Below are 20,519 nucleotides of genomic sequence, written 5' to 3'. Positions count from 1 at the left end.
AACAATGGAAGAAATAAAAATCTATGATGCTGACCAAAGTATATTAAAGCAAGTCCAAAAGCAAAGAATACATGCTTACCGTGAATATGCTAAAGTGCTTCCTGAAGATCACTGGAATGCACTCAAAGCTACATTGACTTCCAATGTAGATCAGCAACCGAATGTAGACGTGATCATCGCAGAGATAAATGAGGAAATGGTAGGGAGTGTTGTCTTATTCCCAGCAAAAGTGGAAGCTTACGAATTTATAAATCAACTCGAATATCCTGAAATTCGCATGCTTGCAGTCTCTCCCGAAGCAAGGGGGAAAGGCGTGGCATTAGCCTTGATTAAAGAATGTATGACACGAGTAAAAGCAAGGCATTATGCCTCTATAGGTTTACATACCGGAGATTTTATGAAGGATGCTATTCAATTATATGAGAAGTTAGGTTTCAAACGATTACCCGAATTTGATTTTGAACCTGCTAATGATGGCATTATAGTGAAAGCATACATATATCGTTTTGATCAAAACTAAATGCTAGATTGTGTTTCTAGTAATGATTATAAGAAAAAAGGAGTCAAACTAGCACAGACAATGAACATGACGTAATTTTAAAATCGAGAAATAGCTAAAGCCCTTAATTCCTTGCTATAGCTCGTTCGCTAAATAGGAGTATAAGTCGTTTAAGTTACTATAACCTAACTGTTTCACGCTGCGTATGCCCTCTGACCATATATTGGCGGTTGCAATCGCATCATAAAGAGCATGATGTCTTTGTTCGTTATATATGCCGAAGTAATCACAATATTCATCAAGTGAAGTAAGGTTTAACTCCGGGCCAATTGGTTTCATTAAAAACGTCGTATCAAGAATACGGTGTTGGAAGTTTGTTTTCAAAGCTTCCCAGTTGGCACGCTTCATAAATTGTTTTTCATGATTAGAATGGTGTGCAACGAGAGTATCACTTTTCGCAAATTGGTAAAATTGCCTTAGCACTTCCTGAAGAGGCGGGGCTTTCATTAACTGTTCTTTTGTTATGCCTGTAAGCTTTTCTATTTTCTCGGACGGCCCTTCTTCACTATAGATGGCCGAGTAAAATGTATCATCTTCAAAAATCTGATCACCTACCATCTTTACAGCACCTATGGTTAAAATTCGATCCCCTTTATATGGGTAAAAGCCAGTAGTCTCTATATCAAATACAACGACTTGTAAATCATCAAATGGTATATTTAGCACATCATTTTTTTTTATTTCTCTTTGCAAGTTTCGAAGATATGCTATTTGATGCGGGTCTGATAAAGATGTATAATCATTTGAAATAAACCGACCTGAAATTTGCTTCATGAATTGAATCATATGATTCATTACCATGTGGAACACTCATTTTCTAATATTTTTTTTGTAGAAGAAAAAAGTTCATAACCTTTTTTCATCAAGTTTTTAAGTTCTTTCTTCTCTTTCTTTGTTAACCTTTCGACGGATATGAGATGAACGTCAGAATAACTTTGTACATCTTTTAAGAAGTGCAGACGAAACTGAAGTAACTTCATAAAGTATTGTTCATAATAATAAATAGAGGGGTGTTTTCCTTTTATTTGGTGAAATCTTGAAAGAGTAGATGAACCTTGAATTTCTTCTTTTATTGCTAGTAATCGTAACGCATTTACATATGGAAAGTACGTTGTTTTTTTAAATTGTATTTGCCCGGTGTGTTCACCATATAATTCTGGAAGTAATTGACCGAAAACACCTACTCCTTTTTTCATAAATTCAACATTTTCTACTAAACGAAGGTATAAGCTTGGTTGGCGACTTAATGTTGAAAAGGCATGTTGTTTAATACGTTCTAACATTTGCCTATCACCTAATAGTACTCTTGAATCAAAGAATGTAGAAATGTGACGCAATGACGTCCAGTTTGCATCTATTAACCAGTTAGAAACTTGTTGTTTCCAACTAGTCAAAGACTGGCACCAAAGCGGATTAGAGGCCATTACATTTCCATCACATCGTATATAGCCTACATGCTCTAACCCATTCACGATTTCTTGACCTAATCGTAAAAAGTAACTTTGACACCCCTGACTCCCCCCAAAAATAATACCGTGATCCTGATCACTCCATAATGACTGTTCAAACCGCCCAGCACTTCCCATTAAAAAGAAAGCAAAAGGAGCGGGAGGATTCCCCCACTCATTCTGCACCTTTTCTATAGCAATACTAATTGTTGCTTTCATTACTTCATCATGGAATTTGTTTAACGCTACATGATTCGTTGAAACAGTATTTATATTCGTTTGTCGCCATTTCTTTATATCTTCATAGCTATTCATGAATGTTTCCCCCTTGTTTCAACGATCATTCGTGAGACTAGGCTCCCTTTTGCCCACTTTCACTCGGAATATTCTCTGGATAACCGTAACCACCGTGCTCACTTAAGTCAAGCCCGACAATTTCCTCTTCTTCCGATACTCGAATACCTCCCATCACTTTATCCATAACCTTTAGAATAATAAAGGAAGCAACAAAAGCATATAAACCACTAGCTACAACCCCAATTGTTTGTACTCCTAATTGGGTAAAACCACCGCCATAAAATAAGCCGGCTTGCCCCCAGCCTATTTCAGTTGAATAAGCTGGTACTGCGAAGAGTCCATTAGCCAATGTGCCCCATACACCTACGGTACCGTGAACAGATAGTGCGAATATTGGATCATCAATTTTTGCTTTATCAAATAATCTCATACTGAATACGACAATAACTCCACCGATCATACCGATAATTACTGCCGCCCAAGGTTCTACGAAGCCTGCAGGAGCTGTTATCGCTACAAGGCCTGCTAATGCACCATTTAATGTTGTCGGAACATCCGCTTTACCCGTTAAAGCCCACACAACGAACATTGCCGATACGGCACCCGCTGCTGCAGCTAATTGTGTATTTAAAATGGCGAAACCAAAGAAAGCACCAGCCACTTCAAAAGTACTACCACCGTTAAAGCCAAACCAACCTACCCACAATAGTAATACACCCAATGCAGTGTATACTTGGTTATGTCCTGCAAGATCATTAGACGAGCCATCCTTATTATATTTACCAATGCGTGGTTTCAAGATTAACGTAGCTGCTAGTGCTGCCATTGCACCTGTTAAGTGAACCACCGTTGAACCTGCGAAGTCTTGCTTACCATGATCAGCTAACCAGCCACTACCCCAAATCCAATGCGCTACGACTGGATATACAAGCGCTGAGAACAAAACAGCAAAAATAATATATGACGATAGCTTTGCACGTTCAGCAAATCCGCCAAAAGCAATTGTTAATGCGATTAACGCGAACATCATTTGAAACATAAAATCAACTGCTGGAGATAACCCTTCTCCACTAAATGATGAATCTCCATAAAAGAAATCAGACAATCCGATAAATGCGTTTCCTTCTCCGTAAATAAATCCCCATCCTACTGCCCAGAAAACTAATGAACCAATACCTGCAGTGAAGATTGTTTTACCAGCTATGTGACCAGCGTTTTTCATTCGAGTCGAACCGGCCTCTAGTAAAATAAAGCCCCCTAACATCAGTAAAACTAAAAATGTACCAATGATTACCCATACATTATCCATTAATGCAATTTCCATTAAAACTTTCTCCCCTTTACGTAATTAGTGATGGTCAACTTGTTAGTTAATAAGTTACTATGGTCGGAAAATTCATACAATTAACTTGTTAGAAAATCTAACAAGGGGTGTGAGTTTTTTGTTGCGCTTGGAAGCGGTTCCATGTTTGTTGCGATGCAATGTCGGGGAATATTAAGATTTTCCATTATTTTTTTAAAAGGGGGCTATGAGTTAATTCTTATATAAAAAAAGATGTCCCTACAAGAGCTTTAACAACTCTTTAGGAACATCCCCTGTATCATCCATTAAAATGCTGGAATAGCCGTTTCATCATAATTTTCTTCTAAAAATTCACGAACTTCCGGGCTTGTCATTACTTCGGCAAGCTTTTGAATCGGCTCCCAATCAACATTATCTTCACGTGTGATTAATGTAATCGCAAAATCATTTTCTACCCCTTCTGTAAGAAGAGCGTCACTTTTAGGTGTCAATCCGAGTGGTGCAGCATAAGCAGGAGTCATAACAACTGCATCAGCGTCTTCATATGTTCTGGCTAACATTAATAAATCCACTTCTTCAAATTCATAGTTTTTCGGATTATCAATGATATCTGCCTTCGTATAATATGGGCCTGTTTTTTCTTTCAACGTGATAACATCATGTTGAGCTAATAAAGCTAAAGAACGGTCGACATTTGAGACATCATTTGCAATCGCTACGACAGCGCCCTTTGGTAGCTCTTCCATTGAATCGTACTCTTTTGAATAAACACCATAATTGGCAAAGTAAATAGGTTCTACCGGAACTAAATTCGCATCATTGCTGCGATTATATTCCTCCATATACGGAACATGTTGAAAGAAGTTTGCATCTACTTCATTTGCTGCTAGTGCAGTGTTTGGTTGTACATTATCACTTAATACGACCATTTCAAGGTTAATATTTTCCTCTGCTAATTTTGGTTTTACAAGTTCAAGAATTTCCGTCATTGGTGGAATTAATGAAGCCACTTTTAACGTTACTTCTTCTTCGTCTGCGTTTGCATGTGTATTATCATTTTCTTCTGCCTCATTTTGACCACAGCTAGCTAATATTAATAAAAATGTCGTTAGTATTAAAAAAGATAGTTTTTTCATTTATATTTTCTCCTTATTTTCATCTTTTATCTATCATTCTCGAAACTGTAGTACCAGTAAATTGAATGAACTGTACTATGATGACCATAATGATAATCATATAGAACATTAAGTCGGTTTTAAATTGTTGGTACCCGTAACGAATCGCAAAGTCCCCTATACCGCCCCCTCCGACTACACCCATAATAGTCGAATAGGAAATGAAGCTAACAATCGACGTTGTTAATCCAAACACCAGCCCAGAACGTGCTTCTACATAAAGGAACTTAAAAATAATTTCTTTCATTGATGCTCCCATTGAAACAGCCGCTTCAATTACACCTTTCGGCACATCTAATAAAGATTGTTCAACTAATCGTGAATAATGGGCAATGGCAATGATGGATAACGGCACAGTAGCAGCTGCCGTTCCAATTGCCGTTCCAACTATGATTCTTGTAAATGGAATTAAAAACACCACTAATAGTAAAAACGGAAAAGACCGTATAATATTTACTAATAGATTGAGTGAGGAAAAGACAAACTGGTTCTCAAGAATTTTTCCTTTTCTGCAGAGAAAAAGTAACGTTCCTACCGGAAGCCCTATTAATACAGCAGCTAAAATCGAAAAACCTACCATTATAAAGGTTTCTATGATGGCCTTCCAAATCTCGGATTGATATTGAATTAAAATTTCAGGCATGGTTATATTCACCAACCTATGTTAATTGTTCTACAAACCAACTTGGATTACTACTTAAATTGTGAATTCCTGTTGGTTCGATTGATAGTGTTTCGTACACTTCTCCCGCTGCCATGACAGATACGCGATTACATATACTTTTAATCACTTCCATCTCATGACTGACAATGACAATGGTAACACCGAGACGTTGATTAATATTTTCTAATACACCTAATATTTCAGCAGTTGTGTTAGGATCAAGTGAAGAGGTTGGTTCATCACATAACAATACCTCCGGCTGATTCGCTAAGGCTCTCGCAATTGAAACTCGCTGCTTTTGCCCTCCGCTTAATTCAGCAGGGTATTTTTCCATTACATGGCTTAAACCAACAAATTGAAGACATTCCATTACTCGCATTCGACGTTTCTTCTTTGGAACTTTTGCCAATTCTAATGGTACAGCGACGTTATCAAAAACCGTTTTATTCGCCACAAGATTAAAATGTTGAAAGATCATCCCAATGGATTGACGTGCTTGCCGAAGTTTTTTGCTATTCAAACTTGTTAAAGATTGCCCGTTAATTTCTACTTCACCTTCGTCTGGTACTTCTAATAGATTCATCAGACGTAGAAGTGTAGATTTTCCCGCACCACTTGCTCCTATAATGCCATAAATATCTCTATTGTTTATCGTTAAGGATACCGATTTAATAGCTTGATACTGCGAAAAACTTTTACTTACATTTTGTAAAATAATCATAAAAAAACCCCTTCTACTGAAAGGTGATTAGAACTTGTTCATTATAGCTTAATATGATGAAGTTGTCATTTTATCAATATTTATGTGTTTTTTCTGAAAATACAATAAGATGGATACTCCAATCTAACAGAAGACCTATCCCGTAACATTATTTGCTTCATTAGAAGACCGTTATCCTATTCTTATATTATTAAATTATCATGAAGGCCGTGGTTATGAAAAAGGCAAAAGCATTGGAGAAACACCAATGCTTTTGAATAATGAACTTTACTTAGTTAAAACATAATCTTTTGACGTTCATCGTTATAAAGAATTTGAGCATGGATGTATCGGTAACCTCGCTTTATTACTGAGATGACTTATACCCAAGCAGAGATAAGGGCAAACACAAACTTTTTTGTTATCTTCTGAGCGTGAACTTCTAAAAAACACGCCAGTTTATGAATTTGGACTGAAGATAGAGTCGTTAAAAACCCTCTAATTATCCGATAATATTAAGTCAATTATGACGTTTCTTTTTCTTTTACTTGATTTAAAGCCTGAACAAATGTTTCTGTTGGATGGGCACCATTAAGTGAATACTTCCCATTAATGAGGAAGAATGGAACACCAGTAATACCATACTGCTGCGCTTGTTGCTCATCGCGGCGAACTTCTTCTGACATATCATTACTAGCCAACATGTTCGCTACGGCCTCACTATCTAACCCAACTTCTACAGCCAATTCTGTTAATGTTTCATGATCACCAATATGCTTTGACTCCGTATAATAAGCATGTAAAATTCGATCAGTCATTTCTTTCATTAAGCCTTGTTTTTTCGCGAACATTGTTACACGATGGGCATCAAACGTATTGGTTAAAACGAGGTTGTCCATCTGATAATCTAAACCAACTTCCTTAGCCATTCGAACCATATTTTCTGTATTAGCCTTTGCTTGTTCTATACTCATCCCATACTTTTTCGCCAATTTTTCATATATGTTTTCCTTTACTTCCCGTTCCATTGTTGGTTCTAATTCAAAACACCTGTACGTTACTTCCACTGGATAATCAACCTTCTGAATAGCGTCCTCCAGACGCCTTTTGCCTATATAGCAAAATGGTCAAGCAAAGTCCGTCCACATCTCTATGTGCATTTATATCCCTCCTACTCTGTTTTTATTGTATAGCTTCATCACCGATCTTGAAAAACATTTGCTTATGTTTCGTAACGAACTATATAATACAAGCTTAAAATGCTTCACCTACTTATAATATGTACTTATTCACAACTGTATTAGGCTTGTCTCACATTAACCTTTGACTTAATGAACCAACTTATGCAAATTTTCATAAAAAAAGATAGGAGATTGTGTACCTCCTATCTTTTCTAAAGTATTATTTTTTTGCTATTCTGCTATCTGCTATCTGCTATTTCCTAAGATCAAAACGATCAGCATTCATCACTTTGACCCAAGCAGAGATAAAGTCACGTACAAACTTTTCTTTATTATCATCTTGTGCATAAACTTCTGCAATAGCACGGAGTTGTGAATTTGAACCGAAGACTAGATCAACTCTAGTTGCTGTACGGACGACTTCTCCTGTCTGGCGGTTGCGTCCTTCATATACTCCACCACCTACAGGCTTCCATTCTACTCCTATATCTAATAGATTTACAAAGAAATCATTCGTAAGAGTTCCAACTCGGTCAGTGAAAACACCGTGTTTCGTTCCACCATAGTTCGTACCTAAAACACGCATACCACCAATAAGTGCAGTCATCTCAGGTGCTGTTAAACCAAGCAATTGTGCTTTATCTACTAGAAGTTCTTCAGGGCTTACACTATACTCTTTTTTCTGATAATTACGGAAACCATCAGCATAAGGCTCGAGCACATCAAAACTTTCAACATCCGTTTGCTCTTCTGTTGCATCGCCACGTCCCGGAGTAAATGGAACTGTTACATCGAATCCTGCATCTTGAGCCGCCTTCTCCACTGCAACACTACCACCAAGCACAATCAGATCTGCAATGCTAACTTTTTTATCTAGATGACTTTGAATGTCTTCAAGTACAATTAGCACTTTTTCAAGTTGTTTCGGTTGGTTTACCTCCCAGTCCTTTTGTGGTGCAAGACGAATACGTGCACCATTCGCTCCTCCACGATAATCAGAGCCACGGAACGTACTTGCTGATGCCCAAGCTGTAGTCACAAGCTCGCCAATTGTAAGTCCGGAATCAAGGACTAATACTTTAATCTTCTCCACTTCTTCTTCCGTTAGTTCATAATCAACAGTTGGGATTGGATCTTGCCAAATTAGCTCTTCTTCTGGAACTTCCGGTCCAAGATACCTTGTGCGAGGCCCCATATCACGATGTAATAGTTTGAACCATGCACGAGCAAATGCATCTGCAAATTCTTCTGGATTTTCATGGAATCGACGTGCAATTTTTGCATATTCTGGATCCTCACGCAAAGCCATATCTGCAGTCGTCATCATTGTTTTAACACGAACAGACGAGTCCTCTGCATCTGGTGCAAGGTCTTCCTCAACAGGATTAACAGGAACCCACTGATGTGCACCAGCCGGGCTCTTTGTAAGCTCCCATTCATAACCAAAAAGCAAGTCAAAGTATCCATTATCCCATTGTGTCGGGTTTGCAGTCCAAGCACCTTCAATACCACTTGTGATCGTATCGCGACCCTTACCAGTTCCATGTGAGCTTAACCAACCTAAGCCTTGCGCTTCAATCGGTGCAGCTTCCGGTTCTGGACCTACATGTGCAGCATCTCCTGCACCATGTGCCTTTCCAAAAGTGTGACCCCCAGCCGTTAATGCAACTGTTTCTTCATCGTTCATTCCCATACGTGTGAAGGTCTCGCGAATATCACGAGCACTTGCAAGCGGATCTGGATTGCCGTTTGGACCTTCAGGATTGACATATATGAGTCCCATTTGAACTGCAGCAAGGGGATTCTCAAGTTCACGATCACCTGTATAACGGTTATCTCCTAGCATTTCTGTTTCAGAGCCCCAGTAAATGTCTTCTTCTGGATGCCAAATGTCTGCACGTCCAGCCCCAAAACCAAAAGTCTTGCCGCCCATTGATTCAATGGCAACATTACCGGTTAGAAGGAGCAAGTCTGCCCAAGAAATCTTGTTACCATATTTTTGCTTAATTGGCCATAGTAATCGACGGGCTTTATCAAGGTTGCCATTGTCTGCCCAGCTATTAAGTGGGGCAAAGCGCTGTGCACCAGTTCCGCCACCTCCACGACCATCTCCTGTACGATATGTACCTGCTGCATGCCAAGCCATCCGAATAAAGAACGGACCATAATGACCATAGTCGGCTGGCCACCAATCTTGGCTATCCGTCATTAGATCATGAAGATCTTTCTTTAACGCGTCATAGTCTAGCTTTTTAAATTCCTCTGCATAATTATAATCTTCTCCCATAGGGTTTGATTTTTGGTCATGTTGATGTAGAATGTTCAAGTTTAACTGGTTCGGCCACCAATCCTTATTCGTTGTTCCGCTAGATTTTTCAGTAGTTGCACTCCCATGGTGAAATGGGCAGCCCCCAACTTTAGCTTGTTCTTTGGAATCCATCATATTTCCCCTTTCTCTGTAAATTCAGAATCTAATATTGATTTTCTAATTAAAATTATTATAATTTAATCATTAATAAAATGAAAGCAAAAAGAACTAGCTTTATGTAATTTTATATAAAGGAAATGTTTCATGTTTCAAAAACTGTAGTCTTCATATAACAAATGTCTCTAAAGAACAAAACCTCTCCCTATATATTAAATGGACGAATGATTTAAACAGGTTATTTGTTACTAAAACATATGCTCTTTAAGGTTATTCATGCGCAGGATGTAGCAAATGGAGATACACTAGATTTAAGAATGCTTACTTTGAAACAGACAATTATCTATTAATTGAATTAAAGGAGGCATATATTAACCTGTGGAAAGTTGCGAACGTGGTAGATTGTTTCAGAAAGGCGCTTCTAAGTAACGTTGATACGACAATGCCTATTGTTTCGAACACTTGATATCCATTTCTGCATATGTTCTTATTAGTTATTGATAAGCTAAAGGATATAAGAAACCCCAGCTAAAGGACTTTTTTATCAGTCCAGTAACTAGGGTACGTAACATCACAATCTTATGTTCATTTTGTTTTCTTTAAAGCTGTATTTACAGTATTAACTATAAACGGGTTCATCTTCATTTAAATTAAGTGTTTCCGTTGTTGAAGTATGAATATGTTCAAATAGCTCTCGATCCTCCGCTAACGATATTCCGTAAGAAGGAATCATTTCTTTTATTTTCTGTTCCCAAGTCTTCCATTGTTGTGGAAAGCATTTCTCTAGTACCTCAAGCATTACATGAACAGCAGTAGAAGCACCAGGAGATGCACCGAGCAACGCTGCTATCGAGCCATCAGCAGAATTTACAACTTCGGTGCCAAATTGAAGAGTTCCCTTCCCTTCAATTTCATGATTTTTAATAACTTGCACACGTTGTCCCGCTACTATAACATCCCAATCTTCGCTTTTAGCGTCCGGGATAAACTCTCGTAATTGTTCCATGCGCTTTTCATTCGACAATAAAACTTGCTGAATTAAGTATTTTGTCAATCCCATCTCTTTTACTCCTGCCGCTAACATCGTAAGAATATTATACGGCTTTATGGAGCCTACTAAATCAAAAACAGAACCCGTTTTTAAGAATCTTGGTGAAAACCCTGCAAACGGTCCAAAGAGTAATGATTTTTGGTTATCAATATATCTTGTGTCAAGATGAGGGACAGACATTGGAGGAGCACCAACCTTAGCTTTACCATAAACTTTTGCATGATGTTGCTTTACAACATCTGGATTACTACATACCATAAATAATCCGCTTACAGGAAAACCTCCGATATTCTTCGACTCAGGAATACCGGTCTTTTGTAGTAAAGGAAGACTACCACCCCCGGCGCCGATAAATACGAATTTTGCATTATGGTATTTGATTTTATCATTTTCAATATCATGCACTTCCAAATTCCATGAACCATCACTCGTACGTATAATATTCTTAACACTATGCTTATAGTGTACCTCTACATTCTTATTTTCCAGATGGGCAAACAACTTACGTGTTAACGCACCAAAATTGACATCCGTTCCAGACTCGATTTTTGTTGCCGCTATTGGTTCATTCAATTTACGGCCTTCCATAATAAGTGGAAACCACTCCATCAGTTGTTCTGGATCATCGGAAAATTCCATTCCTTGGAATAGTGGGATTTTTGATAACGCTTTAAATCTCTTTTTTAAAAAAGAAACGTTTGCCTCCCCTTTTACAAAACTCATATGGGGTATCGGTCTAATAAATTCCTGCGGATTACGGATAATATTGCTATTCACAAGATAAGACCAAAATTGTCTTGAAAGCTGAAACTGTTCATTAATTTTAATCGCTTTGTTAATATCAATAGAACCATCAGACTTTTCGTATGTATAATTAAGTTCGCAAAGTGCAGAATGGCCTGTCCCAGCATTATTCCATTCGTTCGAGCTTTCTTCTCCTGCGTTTGCAAGTTTCTCAAAAACTTTAATTTCCCATTCAGGTGCTAACTCTTTCAGTAATGACCCTAAAGTGGCGCTCATGACTCCGGCACCTATTAGGATAACGTCTGTTTTTTTCTGAATATTATTCATGATAACCATCCTTATCCTTATAGTTGGAAAAAGAGTAGGCGCTCCTACTTAGGTGCCATAAGAGAACATAGTGCCACCCGGGAACACACCTTTCCGACCTCAATAAACCACAAGTTGATATAAATACGTACTATTATTTGTTAATTATAAACGAAATTGAGTATATAAAAAAGTGGCATCCGACTACAAGTTATTGTGACTACACGATAAACTATAATTTAAATCATTTTATCCTGAAGATAGATCTGTTCGTCAAAGACATTATTATTTTGCACATATTTATGAAAGGCTAATCGTTATCTTCCATTATTTCCAGAACTATAATTCCCATTTTCATTTGTTTTTCGTCTCACGCTCATCTTCAAATCTAGACCGAATCAATAATTGATTAAACCAACCGTAATCTATATTTTGGTTGACCTTTTCAATATGGGATAACCATAGATTATAAGGAATGTAGCATTATAAACACACGCATATTTATGAGTAAATTATGTTTCTATATCATTTCAGAAGTTACTTTTCAAACTAATAAAAAACCAACCTCTCTTATGAGGTTGGTTTTTGGGTTACCATTTTTATTCAGCATCTTTTAAATCTTCAATGGAATCAATGTCCATATAAGCGGGAACAACAAGGCCATTTTGTGTACCAGTAAGGTTTGGACCAAGATCTACGAAGTCTCCCTCAAATTTAGTGTAATACTTATCGTGTGTGGTAGGTAACCATGCGCCGACCATAGCATCAGCACTACCGTCAGCAACACCGGCCCACATTGCGCCAGCATCAACTTGAATTAAATTAACTGAATAATTTAACTCATTTTCCAATACGTATTTTACTACATTTGAACTTGCGATAACATCTGACCAAGAAACATATGTTAATTTAACTTCTTCACCGTTACCAGATTCTACTCCCTTAGTCCAAGCATCAACCATATCTTTATTTTCTGCAGCCCACTCTTTTGCTGCTTCTTGCTCATCCGTTCCGTTTTCGATTTTAACCATAACGTCTTGCAACTCATCTGGTCCCCATTCGAATTGGTCAAAGAACGAATATACACCTGGCAGATCCTCATCTAACCCTTGACGAACGATTGTATTGATATCCTCTTTACCACCGTAGAGCCCTTTAGGATCTTCAAGCATTTTTAAATCAAATTCAGAAAATTTCCAGTGTGGGATCCAACCTGTCACGATAATTGGCTCTTCCTTAGTAATTGCTTTTTTTAAAGCTGCTGTCATCGCCGCACCAGAACCTGATACTACATCCCAATTATCCTCAAGACCATACTCTGGTAATATTTTGTTGATCGTTATATCCATAATACCTGATCCTGGATCAATTCCAACAATCTTGTAATCTACTGAATCTCCTACAGTTTCATTTCCGCTTGCTTCTTCATTTCCACATGCTGTTAAGCCAATAGATAGTGCTAATGCTGCTGTTACTCCCATAAGTTTTTTTAACATTTACTTTTTTCCTCCCTGTTCTTTTTTACCTATATTTTGAGTAAGTCTATCAATCACAATTGCTACAACCACGATTGCAAGACCTGCTTCAAAACCAACTCCAGTTTCAATGGTTGTTACTGCCCGGTATACGTCAGCTCCCAGACCAGGTGCTCCTACCATGGAAGAAATAACTACCATAGATAGCGCCAACATAATACTTTGATTAACACCAGCCATAATGGTTGGCGTTGCGAGCGGTAATTGTACTTGTAATAACCTCTGTTTTGTTGTGGAACCAAATGCATCAGATGCTTCTATTAAATCAGCAGGAACCTGTTGAATTCCTAGTGTCGTTAAACGAATTGTAGGTGGTACCGCAAATATCACAGAAGCAAATACCCCTGGTACGACACCGATGTTAAAAAAGAAGATGGCTGGCAATAGATACACAAAAGCGGGCATCGTTTGCATAAAATCTAAAATTGGTGTAACAATTTGCCTTACTGTATTATTCTGTGAAGCCCAGATTCCCATCGGTATTCCAATAATAACGGAAATAAGGACGGCGATTAACACTAGGGCAACGGTTTCAAGCATTGCATCCCAATATCTCAAGTTATCGATTAAGTTCAATCCCAGGAAAATAAATAGTCCTATTTTCCAATTGCAAACCTTCCAACCTAGTAAACTAACAAGAATGATAAGTGCAATTGCTGGTATAAACCCTAAACCAATAACAATACCTTCTACTGCTCCTTCAATTCCAACTGCCATTCCCTCAAAAAATACTTCAAAGGTAAGAGTTAACCATTCTACGAACGCATCAACCCATTTAGCTAAAGGAAGCTTTGGTAAAAGTTCTTGCATCTACCTCACCTCCGTTTTTAATTGTTTTTCTTGCTGTTGTATTTCAGACATTTCATTAATATGTTCTTCATTACCAGCCAAAGCTCCTAGAACTGACCCGCGGATCACGATACCTTTAATTCGATTTTGTTCATCTACAACTGCTAGCGGAATTTCAGCGTTGGACACTTGGTCAAAAATATCTGTTAGAAGTGTATCTTGATTTACTTTTTCAACATCTTTAATCATTGCTTCTTGAAGCGTGAGATTTGAATCAACGGCTTTCCTTGCACCTTGTGCCATAATTGCACCTAATAATCGATTTTGCTTATCAACGACATAAAGGGAGGAAATTCCATTATCCTTCATTAGTTGCAACGCCACTCGTGGCCCTTTATCAACTTGAATCGTTTCTCCACGTTTCATAACGTGCCCGGCCGTTAATACTTTAGAAAGATCGACATCTTCAACAAATTTCTCAACATAATCATTGGCAGGGTTCATCAAGATTTCTTCCGGTGTTCCAATTTGATCAATACTTCCGTCCTTCATTAAGGCAATTCGATCGCCAATTCTTAATGCTTCATCTAAATCATGCGTAATGAATACAATCGTTTTTTCCATAGTGGATTGCAACTGCAATAGCTCATCCTGCATATCTTTTCGTATTAAGGGATCCAATGCACTAAATGCCTCATCCATCAATAATATATCCGGCTCACTTGCAAGTCCTCTTGCTAATCCAACTCTTTGCTGCATTCCACCACTCAATTGACTTGGGTACTGATTCTCATAGCCTTTCAGTCCTACTAATTCTAATGCGTTTAACGCTTTTTCACTTCTTACGTCCTTTTCAACATCTTGAATCTTCAAACCGTACTCCGTGTTTTCAAGTACTGTTTTATGCGGGAATAAAGCAAACTTTTGGAAAACCATGCTGATTTTTTTCCTTCTAACTTCCCTTAATTCTTCCTTCTTCATCTTCACTATATCTTTACCATCAATATGTACTTGCCCAATTGTAGGCTCAATAAGTCGATTAAGTAATCTTACTAAGGTAGACTTTCCACTACCAGATAAACCCATGATAACGAAAATTTCACCTGCTTTAACATCAAAGGACGCTCGGTTCACACCTACAGTTGACCCGGTTTCCTTCAAAATGTCATCCTTTGACTTACCTTCCTTTAATAAATGCAAAGCCTTTTTTGATGACTTACCAAATATTTTAGTCACATCACTGACTTTAATCTTAGTTTGTTCCTCTTTCATTATTTCACCTCGTTTAATTTGTCGCTTCCGACCTTATTAATTATAGTTTGATTATTTAATCAAATTCAAACCGTATATTGAATCTATATCATCCATATAATGCGTACAATATTTATTAAACAAACTAAACATCAAAATTATGTACAAATACTCTTATATCATCCAATTTCCTTTGAAAATGTGGTCTTTACATTTTCTCACCCAATATGTAACCTAAATGTTGGGATGTGATATAAATGTCTGAAGATAATACATTAAAACAAGGAAGAGCAAGAGTCATAGAAGCCATTTCACAAAATATGAACCTTTATGGAGTCAGTCCTTCCATTGGAAGAGTATACTGTCTTCTTTTCTTTTCCGATAAACCACTTACACTTGATGAAATGAAAGAAGAACTCGGAATGAGTAAAGCCAGTATGAGTCTTGCGGTAAGAACCTTACTTGACTTAAATATGGTAGAAAAGGCTTGGAGAAAAGGTGTAAGGAAGGATTTGTACGTAGTTAATGATAATTCTTATCAGCGCTTTTTTGATTACTTTACAACTAAATGGCGCGCAGCCGTTACAATGAATAAACGCGCCATTGAAAAAACGATTGCTGAATTTCAAGAGCTGCATGATAATTCAGAGGCATCTAATGAAATTCGTGAACAGGCTGAAGTTGATACGGAAAAGCTTCAAAAATGGCTTGAATATTATGATTGGCTTAACAGGCTAATTGACACTTTTGAAACAAAGGAAATCTTAAATTTTGTTCCCATTAAAAAGAAAAGGGATTTGGAAGAATAACGCTAGTCCAGTTAAAATCACTATCCTTCGCAATATACTAAATTTGAGAAACTACAGTTGAAAAACTGGTGTACTAATAAAAGAGCCGTAAATAAAGAAAACAACTCGCTTATCTACCAATAAATACAAAGGGCCAGACTTCTGATTACTAAGCAGAAATCTGGCCCCATCTTTATTTTGTGCATTTTTCATCACTTTTGTTGTAGATGAAAATCCATTCCTTTCTTTCATTTTAAATATCTTCATTAATGAAAACTACACCATGCAGCCTCACAAATTTATTTGAGGTGAGTAATCATTTGCATTTATGCCTTCTTATTAAATTAATCAAGAAGATGCACTTCATCATCTACTTGGATATCTCCTGTCTTTATCACGGAAGCATATACGCCGAAATTGTTATTTCTCTCCTTTATGATCGTTTTATGTAAACTTGGATCTTTTTCGGCATTCTCAGGATTAACCGTAATAATCATGCACCTTTTACAATGTCCGACGAACTCCATTTCTACTTCACTTCCTATTTTAATTCGCCTTCCGATCCACTCTTCTTCAATAAAAGGTTTTTTTTCCTTTAATGAAAGAAATAAATTAGGACGAAATCTTCTCAAATCAACGTCGTCTTTTCCCCATAATTGCTCCAGCTTATTTAATGAAGCATCTGTTGCAAGTAGAATATGTTCTACAGCTATTGGCCCAATAGGTACATAAGATGGCGAATATTTTCTCGTAGAGATTTTTCGGTTCGATTGTTTCTCTATTTCTTTGATTAATTCAATATCTTCCCAATCATAAACCGTCCCATCGGGTGTGATTACTTCGACTTCTGGATATTTGTCGATTGCCTCTTCTCCGCTAAATCTTGCTGTATATTGAACCATTTCTTGAAATTGGGTAATTGTTAAAAAATCCCCTTTATTCGTTTCATCTAAATAAGCATGGCTACGGTCTCCATATAAACCATATTTCATTACTTTTGTTTCTTTTACACTTTCTCCTCGTAAAGATTTTACCGGGTGACGAACGATTTCTTTTATATGACCGATTAACATTTCCTTCACTCCAATATAAAATTTATCCTACTAAGATTGTAACAAAGTGCATTTCTTAACTCTATTGCAACTAAAAAAGCTTACTTAACTTTACACATATGTTAGCATTTATTTCTTTTCTCCGGTAACTAAGCGATTATAGTTCAAGATTACAATTACTTAATTAAAAGAAAATCTCCTTTTTTGTTTACCGTTTTATATCATATAAATTATTATTTTTTACAAAAAACCGTCTAGACGGTACAATAAAATTGGTAAAGGTTATTTTAAATAAGGAGAGATTTTCAAATGAAAGCGAAAGCAGATGAGAAGCGTCAGCTTATTTTAGGTACAGCAAAACAAATTATCCTTGATAATGGTTTACAGTCTTTGACATTGGATGCTATTGCTAAGAAAGCTAGTATTAGCAAAGGTGGGTTGTTATATCACTTTCCAAATAAAAAGTCTTTAATCGAAGGACTAGCACAACATATTTTCGATGACTTTGCCTTTCATTTCTACAATGCGGCTGAAAAGGATCCAAATGAGACAGGGAAATGGTCCCGCGCATTAATTGAAGCTACAAAAATAGACATAGAGCAAAATGCGGAGTTAAATGTAGGAATTCTTGCTGCTTCATTTTTAGAACCAGAAATAACGGAAAATATTTCGGAAAGCTATGTAGATCTTTTGAAAAAATTGGAAGGTGACAAGATAAATCCGATAACTACAGATATTATTCGATTTGCGCTAGATGGTATTTATTACTCGAAAATGTTTAATGTAGCTTCACTCGAAAAAGAAAAGGTAGACCACGTAATGCAACAATTATGGGAAATGACAAAAAGGGAGGGATAATGATGAATGCCTATCTGTTATTAGGCCTTTCTATTATATGTGAAGTGTTTGGAAGTTCCATGCTTAAGGCAACCAACGGCTTTAAAAATCTCTTCCCTACTATTGGGGTGCTTGTCTCATATGGAATTGCTTTCTATGGTTTATCTTTAGCATTAAAGACGTTATCCCTTGGTACAGCATTTGCTATATGGGCAGGGTTAGGAACAGCATTAACAGCATTAGTTGGCATTACCATTTATAAAGAGAAAATGAACGGCAAAATAATCTTCGGTTTAACTTTCATTGTTTTCGGCGTTATATTATTGAACCTTGGTGGTGGACACTAAAAATCTACAGAAAGAAGGGATTATAATGAAAGGGTATACTGCATTAGCTATTTCAATTACCGCCGACATTTTGGCAGCTACAATGCTCAAAATATCAGAAGGATTTACCGTACTCTTGCCTTCCATAGCTGTAACTGTTGGATATGGAATTTCATTTTATTTCTTATCATTAAGTGTAAGATCCATCTCTTTAAGTTTAGCTTATGGTATTTGGGCAGGAGCAACAACAGGGATCATTGCATTTATAGGTGTAGTTTTATGGGAAGAGGCCTTGAGTACAATAAAAGTATTAGGGATTATCATGATTATTTTTGGCATTGTACTATTGAAGACTCCTAAGACTAGAAAAACGGTAACAGAACTTTCACGCTAAGGTCCTTCTAATCCCTCTCGTCTATCTAATTCGAATAACAACTTAGAGCATAAGAAAAATGAACTTAGCGTTAACCTAAGTTCATCAGACTCAAAAATCATACCACCCTATATGATATTATTTTATATTCGGCCCTCCGCTTCTTTTATCCTTTTTCTCTTATTCATGCTGACAGAAATCACAAAGAGAAATAATGGAATCAACGCTCCCATAATAATATTTAACGGAACGTATGAGACAAATAGGAACTCATTCAGTTCTGGGTAATTATTCGCAAATAGAATTGATCCTATCCCCATTAACCAGGCTAAAGGAATTACTAAGGGCTGGTATGTAGTTAAACGTAAAGATGAGCTATCATAAACTAAATCTCCTCCCCCTTTAGGAATCAATTTAATTATGAAACTTGTCGAAATTTAAGGCGACGATTTTGTATATTATTAGCCGGCTATATTGTCCATTTTAAATGTGACTCTTTCATCAAAACCTGTTTCTTTAGAGATAGCGGTAATTGACCATCCTTTTTGATGTAATTCTCTAATCATAAAAAATTCCCCAATCTTGATCATCATTTCTACACTCCAAATCTCTTTCTAGTATATAAATGATTATCTGTTATTTTTGGGAATTTAAAACCGTTGTTATTAGGGATTTTATCACCGTTGATTACAGGAATGTTGAGAAGGAGCTTTCTGTAGAATATTGAAATGTAGTTTTTCACCTTATCACTTACATATTAAGAGCCTGTTCCTTAACAAATTTAAAAGACCCTTCAAACTTATAAATTGTTTAAAGGGGCATTTAGAGATACTCTTACTTTTAATTACTCTTATAAGTTTATTTAATTACAGTTTTACCTCTATTTATGGTACGGTTCACCTCGATTTATGCGAAATGCGCGATAAATTTGCTCTAACAATATAAGTTTCATTAATTGGTGTGGAAATGTCATATTTGAAAATGAAAGTGCATAATCACTTCGTTTCAAAACATCGTCACTTAATCCTAATGAACCGCCAATGATAAACGCGATTTTACTCTTGCCATATGTTGAGAGATCATCTACCTTTTTAGCTAATTGTTCTGATGTTAATTGTTTTCCTTTTATTTCAAGCGTAATCACATATGTATCTGTGGATAACTTGTTTAAAATCCGTTCTCCTTCCTTCTCTTTCACATTCTCTTCTTCTGCCTCACTTAATATTTCAGGGGCTTTTTCATCTGGAACCTCCACTAGTTCCAATTTTGTGTACGCTGATAGTCTTTTCGTGTACTCGGCTATTCCTTGCTTTAAATACTTCTCCTTTAACTTTCCTACTGTTATAACTGAAATTTTTAGCATTTCCCCTACTCCTTTATTCGTCTCAATTAAAGTTATAAACAAATGTTGTGATTAAGTTGTGGATAACCACCTTGTACACAACTTTTCAACGTTTTAACACGTGTTATCCACATTCTTATCCACATATGCACATATGTTTCCCTTTTATTTTGTATCAGAATCTATGTTCGCTACTACATATAGAGCATTATTCTCACAATATTCACAGGCTGTTGATAACTCTTCATTTCCTGTTAATTGTTCTAACTTTGGTGGAAAAGCTGTTTCATCTATTAACTTTTCCATTGCTAAATCAACATGTTTTCCACAAACGTATTGTTTCATGTTAGTCCTCCTCTGAGATGAAAAAAAG

22 protein-coding genes are annotated in these 20,519 nt (G+C 36.8%); 5 read left to right on the top strand and 17 right to left on the bottom strand.

What is annotated here, in order from left to right:
• Positions 1 to 4 precede the first annotated feature (4 nt).
• Positions 5 to 520 carry a GNAT family N-acetyltransferase gene (locus tag NLW78_RS10465; protein WP_254497083.1) on the top strand — a complete coding sequence of 172 codons (516 nt, stop codon included), beginning with the start codon at positions 5 to 7 and terminating at the stop codon, positions 518 to 520.
• A gap of 114 nt (positions 521 to 634) precedes the next feature.
• On the opposite strand, the gene NLW78_RS10460 is transcribed toward NLW78_RS10465, so the two are convergent.
• The 12 genes from NLW78_RS10460 to NLW78_RS10405 form a co-directional block, all read right to left on the bottom strand.
• Positions 635 to 1,360: an exonuclease domain-containing protein gene (locus NLW78_RS10460; RefSeq protein WP_254497082.1), complete on the bottom strand. Its 726-nt coding sequence runs from the start codon at positions 1,358 to 1,360 to the stop codon at positions 635 to 637.
• Positions 1,354 to 2,322 carry a DUF294 nucleotidyltransferase-like domain-containing protein gene (locus NLW78_RS10455; protein ID WP_254497080.1) on the bottom strand — a complete coding sequence of 323 codons (969 nt, stop codon included), beginning with the start codon at positions 2,320 to 2,322 and terminating at the stop codon, positions 1,354 to 1,356. Before NLW78_RS10455 ends, NLW78_RS10460 begins: the two co-directional genes overlap by 7 nt.
• Before the next feature lie 37 nt (positions 2,323 to 2,359).
• Positions 2,360 to 3,628 carry an ammonium transporter gene (locus NLW78_RS10450; protein ID WP_254497079.1) on the bottom strand — a complete coding sequence of 423 codons (1,269 nt, stop codon included), beginning with the start codon at positions 3,626 to 3,628 and terminating at the stop codon, positions 2,360 to 2,362.
• Positions 3,629 to 3,912: 284 nt separating this feature from the next.
• On the bottom strand, positions 3,913 to 4,743 hold the full coding sequence (locus NLW78_RS10445) for a MetQ/NlpA family ABC transporter substrate-binding protein (RefSeq protein WP_254497078.1): 831 nt from the start codon (positions 4,741 to 4,743) through the stop codon (positions 3,913 to 3,915).
• A 19-nt stretch (positions 4,744 to 4,762) separates the two neighbouring features.
• A complete protein-coding gene (locus tag NLW78_RS10440) occupies positions 4,763 to 5,425 on the bottom strand; it encodes a methionine ABC transporter permease (protein WP_254497077.1) in 663 nt (220 codons plus the stop codon).
• 16 nt (positions 5,426 to 5,441) lie between these two features.
• Positions 5,442 to 6,167 carry a methionine ABC transporter ATP-binding protein gene (locus NLW78_RS10435; RefSeq protein WP_254497075.1) on the bottom strand — a complete coding sequence of 242 codons (726 nt, stop codon included), beginning with the start codon at positions 6,165 to 6,167 and terminating at the stop codon, positions 5,442 to 5,444.
• A 503-nt stretch (positions 6,168 to 6,670) separates the two neighbouring features.
• Positions 6,671 to 7,261, bottom strand: a complete 591-nt coding sequence (locus NLW78_RS10430) for a DsbA family oxidoreductase (protein ID WP_367617680.1) — start codon at positions 7,259 to 7,261, stop codon at positions 6,671 to 6,673.
• A gap of 319 nt (positions 7,262 to 7,580) precedes the next feature.
• Positions 7,581 to 9,767, bottom strand: a complete 2,187-nt coding sequence (gene katG / locus NLW78_RS10425) for a catalase/peroxidase HPI (RefSeq protein WP_254497073.1) — start codon at positions 9,765 to 9,767, stop codon at positions 7,581 to 7,583.
• A 604-nt stretch (positions 9,768 to 10,371) separates the two neighbouring features.
• The gene (locus NLW78_RS10420; protein ID WP_254497072.1) at positions 10,372 to 11,874 is read right to left on the bottom strand and encodes a malate:quinone oxidoreductase; all 1,503 of its coding nucleotides are present in this window, start codon (positions 11,872 to 11,874) and stop codon (positions 10,372 to 10,374) included.
• Between the two features lie 578 nt (positions 11,875 to 12,452).
• The gene (locus tag NLW78_RS10415; protein WP_254497071.1) at positions 12,453 to 13,349 is read right to left on the bottom strand and encodes a glycine betaine ABC transporter substrate-binding protein; all 897 of its coding nucleotides are present in this window, start codon (positions 13,347 to 13,349) and stop codon (positions 12,453 to 12,455) included.
• Positions 13,350 to 14,198 (bottom strand): ABC transporter permease, encoded by an 849-nt coding sequence (locus tag NLW78_RS10410; RefSeq protein ID WP_254497069.1) that lies wholly within the window; start codon positions 14,196 to 14,198, stop codon positions 13,350 to 13,352.
• On the bottom strand, positions 14,199 to 15,449 hold the full coding sequence (locus tag NLW78_RS10405) for a quaternary amine ABC transporter ATP-binding protein (RefSeq protein ID WP_254497068.1): 1,251 nt from the start codon (positions 15,447 to 15,449) through the stop codon (positions 14,199 to 14,201).
• 236 nt (positions 15,450 to 15,685) lie between these two features.
• Between NLW78_RS10405 and NLW78_RS10400 the strand changes: the two genes are divergently transcribed.
• Positions 15,686 to 16,237 (top strand): GbsR/MarR family transcriptional regulator, encoded by a 552-nt coding sequence (locus tag NLW78_RS10400; protein ID WP_254497066.1) that lies wholly within the window; start codon positions 15,686 to 15,688, stop codon positions 16,235 to 16,237.
• 51 nt (positions 16,238 to 16,288) lie between these two features.
• On the opposite strand, the gene NLW78_RS10395 is transcribed toward NLW78_RS10400, so the two are convergent.
• Both NLW78_RS10395 and NLW78_RS10390 read right to left on the bottom strand, forming a co-directional pair.
• The gene (locus NLW78_RS10395; protein ID WP_254497065.1) at positions 16,289 to 16,468 is read right to left on the bottom strand and encodes a hypothetical protein; all 180 of its coding nucleotides are present in this window, start codon (positions 16,466 to 16,468) and stop codon (positions 16,289 to 16,291) included.
• A gap of 92 nt (positions 16,469 to 16,560) precedes the next feature.
• Positions 16,561 to 17,289 (bottom strand): MOSC domain-containing protein, encoded by a 729-nt coding sequence (locus tag NLW78_RS10390; RefSeq protein WP_254497064.1) that lies wholly within the window; start codon positions 17,287 to 17,289, stop codon positions 16,561 to 16,563.
• A gap of 288 nt (positions 17,290 to 17,577) precedes the next feature.
• Here NLW78_RS10390 and NLW78_RS10385 point away from each other — a divergent pair, with 288 nt between their 5' ends.
• From NLW78_RS10385 to NLW78_RS10375, 3 genes are read left to right on the top strand one after another with little or no spacing between them, the layout of a single operon-like run.
• Positions 17,578 to 18,126: a TetR/AcrR family transcriptional regulator gene (locus NLW78_RS10385; protein ID WP_254497063.1), complete on the top strand. Its 549-nt coding sequence runs from the start codon at positions 17,578 to 17,580 to the stop codon at positions 18,124 to 18,126.
• Between the two features lie 2 nt (positions 18,127 to 18,128).
• Positions 18,129 to 18,452 (top strand): DMT family transporter, encoded by a 324-nt coding sequence (locus tag NLW78_RS10380; protein WP_254497062.1) that lies wholly within the window; start codon positions 18,129 to 18,131, stop codon positions 18,450 to 18,452.
• A 25-nt stretch (positions 18,453 to 18,477) separates the two neighbouring features.
• The gene (locus tag NLW78_RS10375; protein WP_254497060.1) at positions 18,478 to 18,825 is read left to right on the top strand and encodes a DMT family transporter; all 348 of its coding nucleotides are present in this window, start codon (positions 18,478 to 18,480) and stop codon (positions 18,823 to 18,825) included.
• 440 nt (positions 18,826 to 19,265) lie between these two features.
• On the opposite strand, the gene NLW78_RS15580 is transcribed toward NLW78_RS10375, so the two are convergent.
• From NLW78_RS15580 to NLW78_RS10365, 3 genes are all read right to left on the bottom strand, one after another.
• Complete coding sequence (locus tag NLW78_RS15580; protein WP_302328546.1) at positions 19,266 to 19,397, bottom strand: hypothetical protein; 132 nt, start codon at positions 19,395 to 19,397, stop codon at positions 19,266 to 19,268.
• A 287-nt stretch (positions 19,398 to 19,684) separates the two neighbouring features.
• Positions 19,685 to 20,167, bottom strand: coding sequence for a 23S rRNA (pseudouridine(1915)-N(3))-methyltransferase RlmH (rlmH, locus tag NLW78_RS10370; protein ID WP_254497059.1), 483 nt, complete (start codon positions 20,165 to 20,167; stop codon positions 19,685 to 19,687).
• Positions 20,168 to 20,311: 144 nt separating this feature from the next.
• Positions 20,312 to 20,491 carry a CxxH/CxxC protein gene (locus NLW78_RS10365; protein ID WP_254497058.1) on the bottom strand — a complete coding sequence of 60 codons (180 nt, stop codon included), beginning with the start codon at positions 20,489 to 20,491 and terminating at the stop codon, positions 20,312 to 20,314.
• Positions 20,492 to 20,519 lie beyond the last annotated feature (28 nt).

The organism is Salirhabdus salicampi, assembly GCF_024259515.1.
GTDB classification, from domain to species: Bacteria; Bacillota; Bacilli; order Bacillales; family Alkalibacillaceae; genus Salirhabdus_A; species Salirhabdus_A salicampi.
Note: the sequence above shows the minus strand (reverse complement) of the source record. Positions and strands in the feature narration are given on the sequence as shown.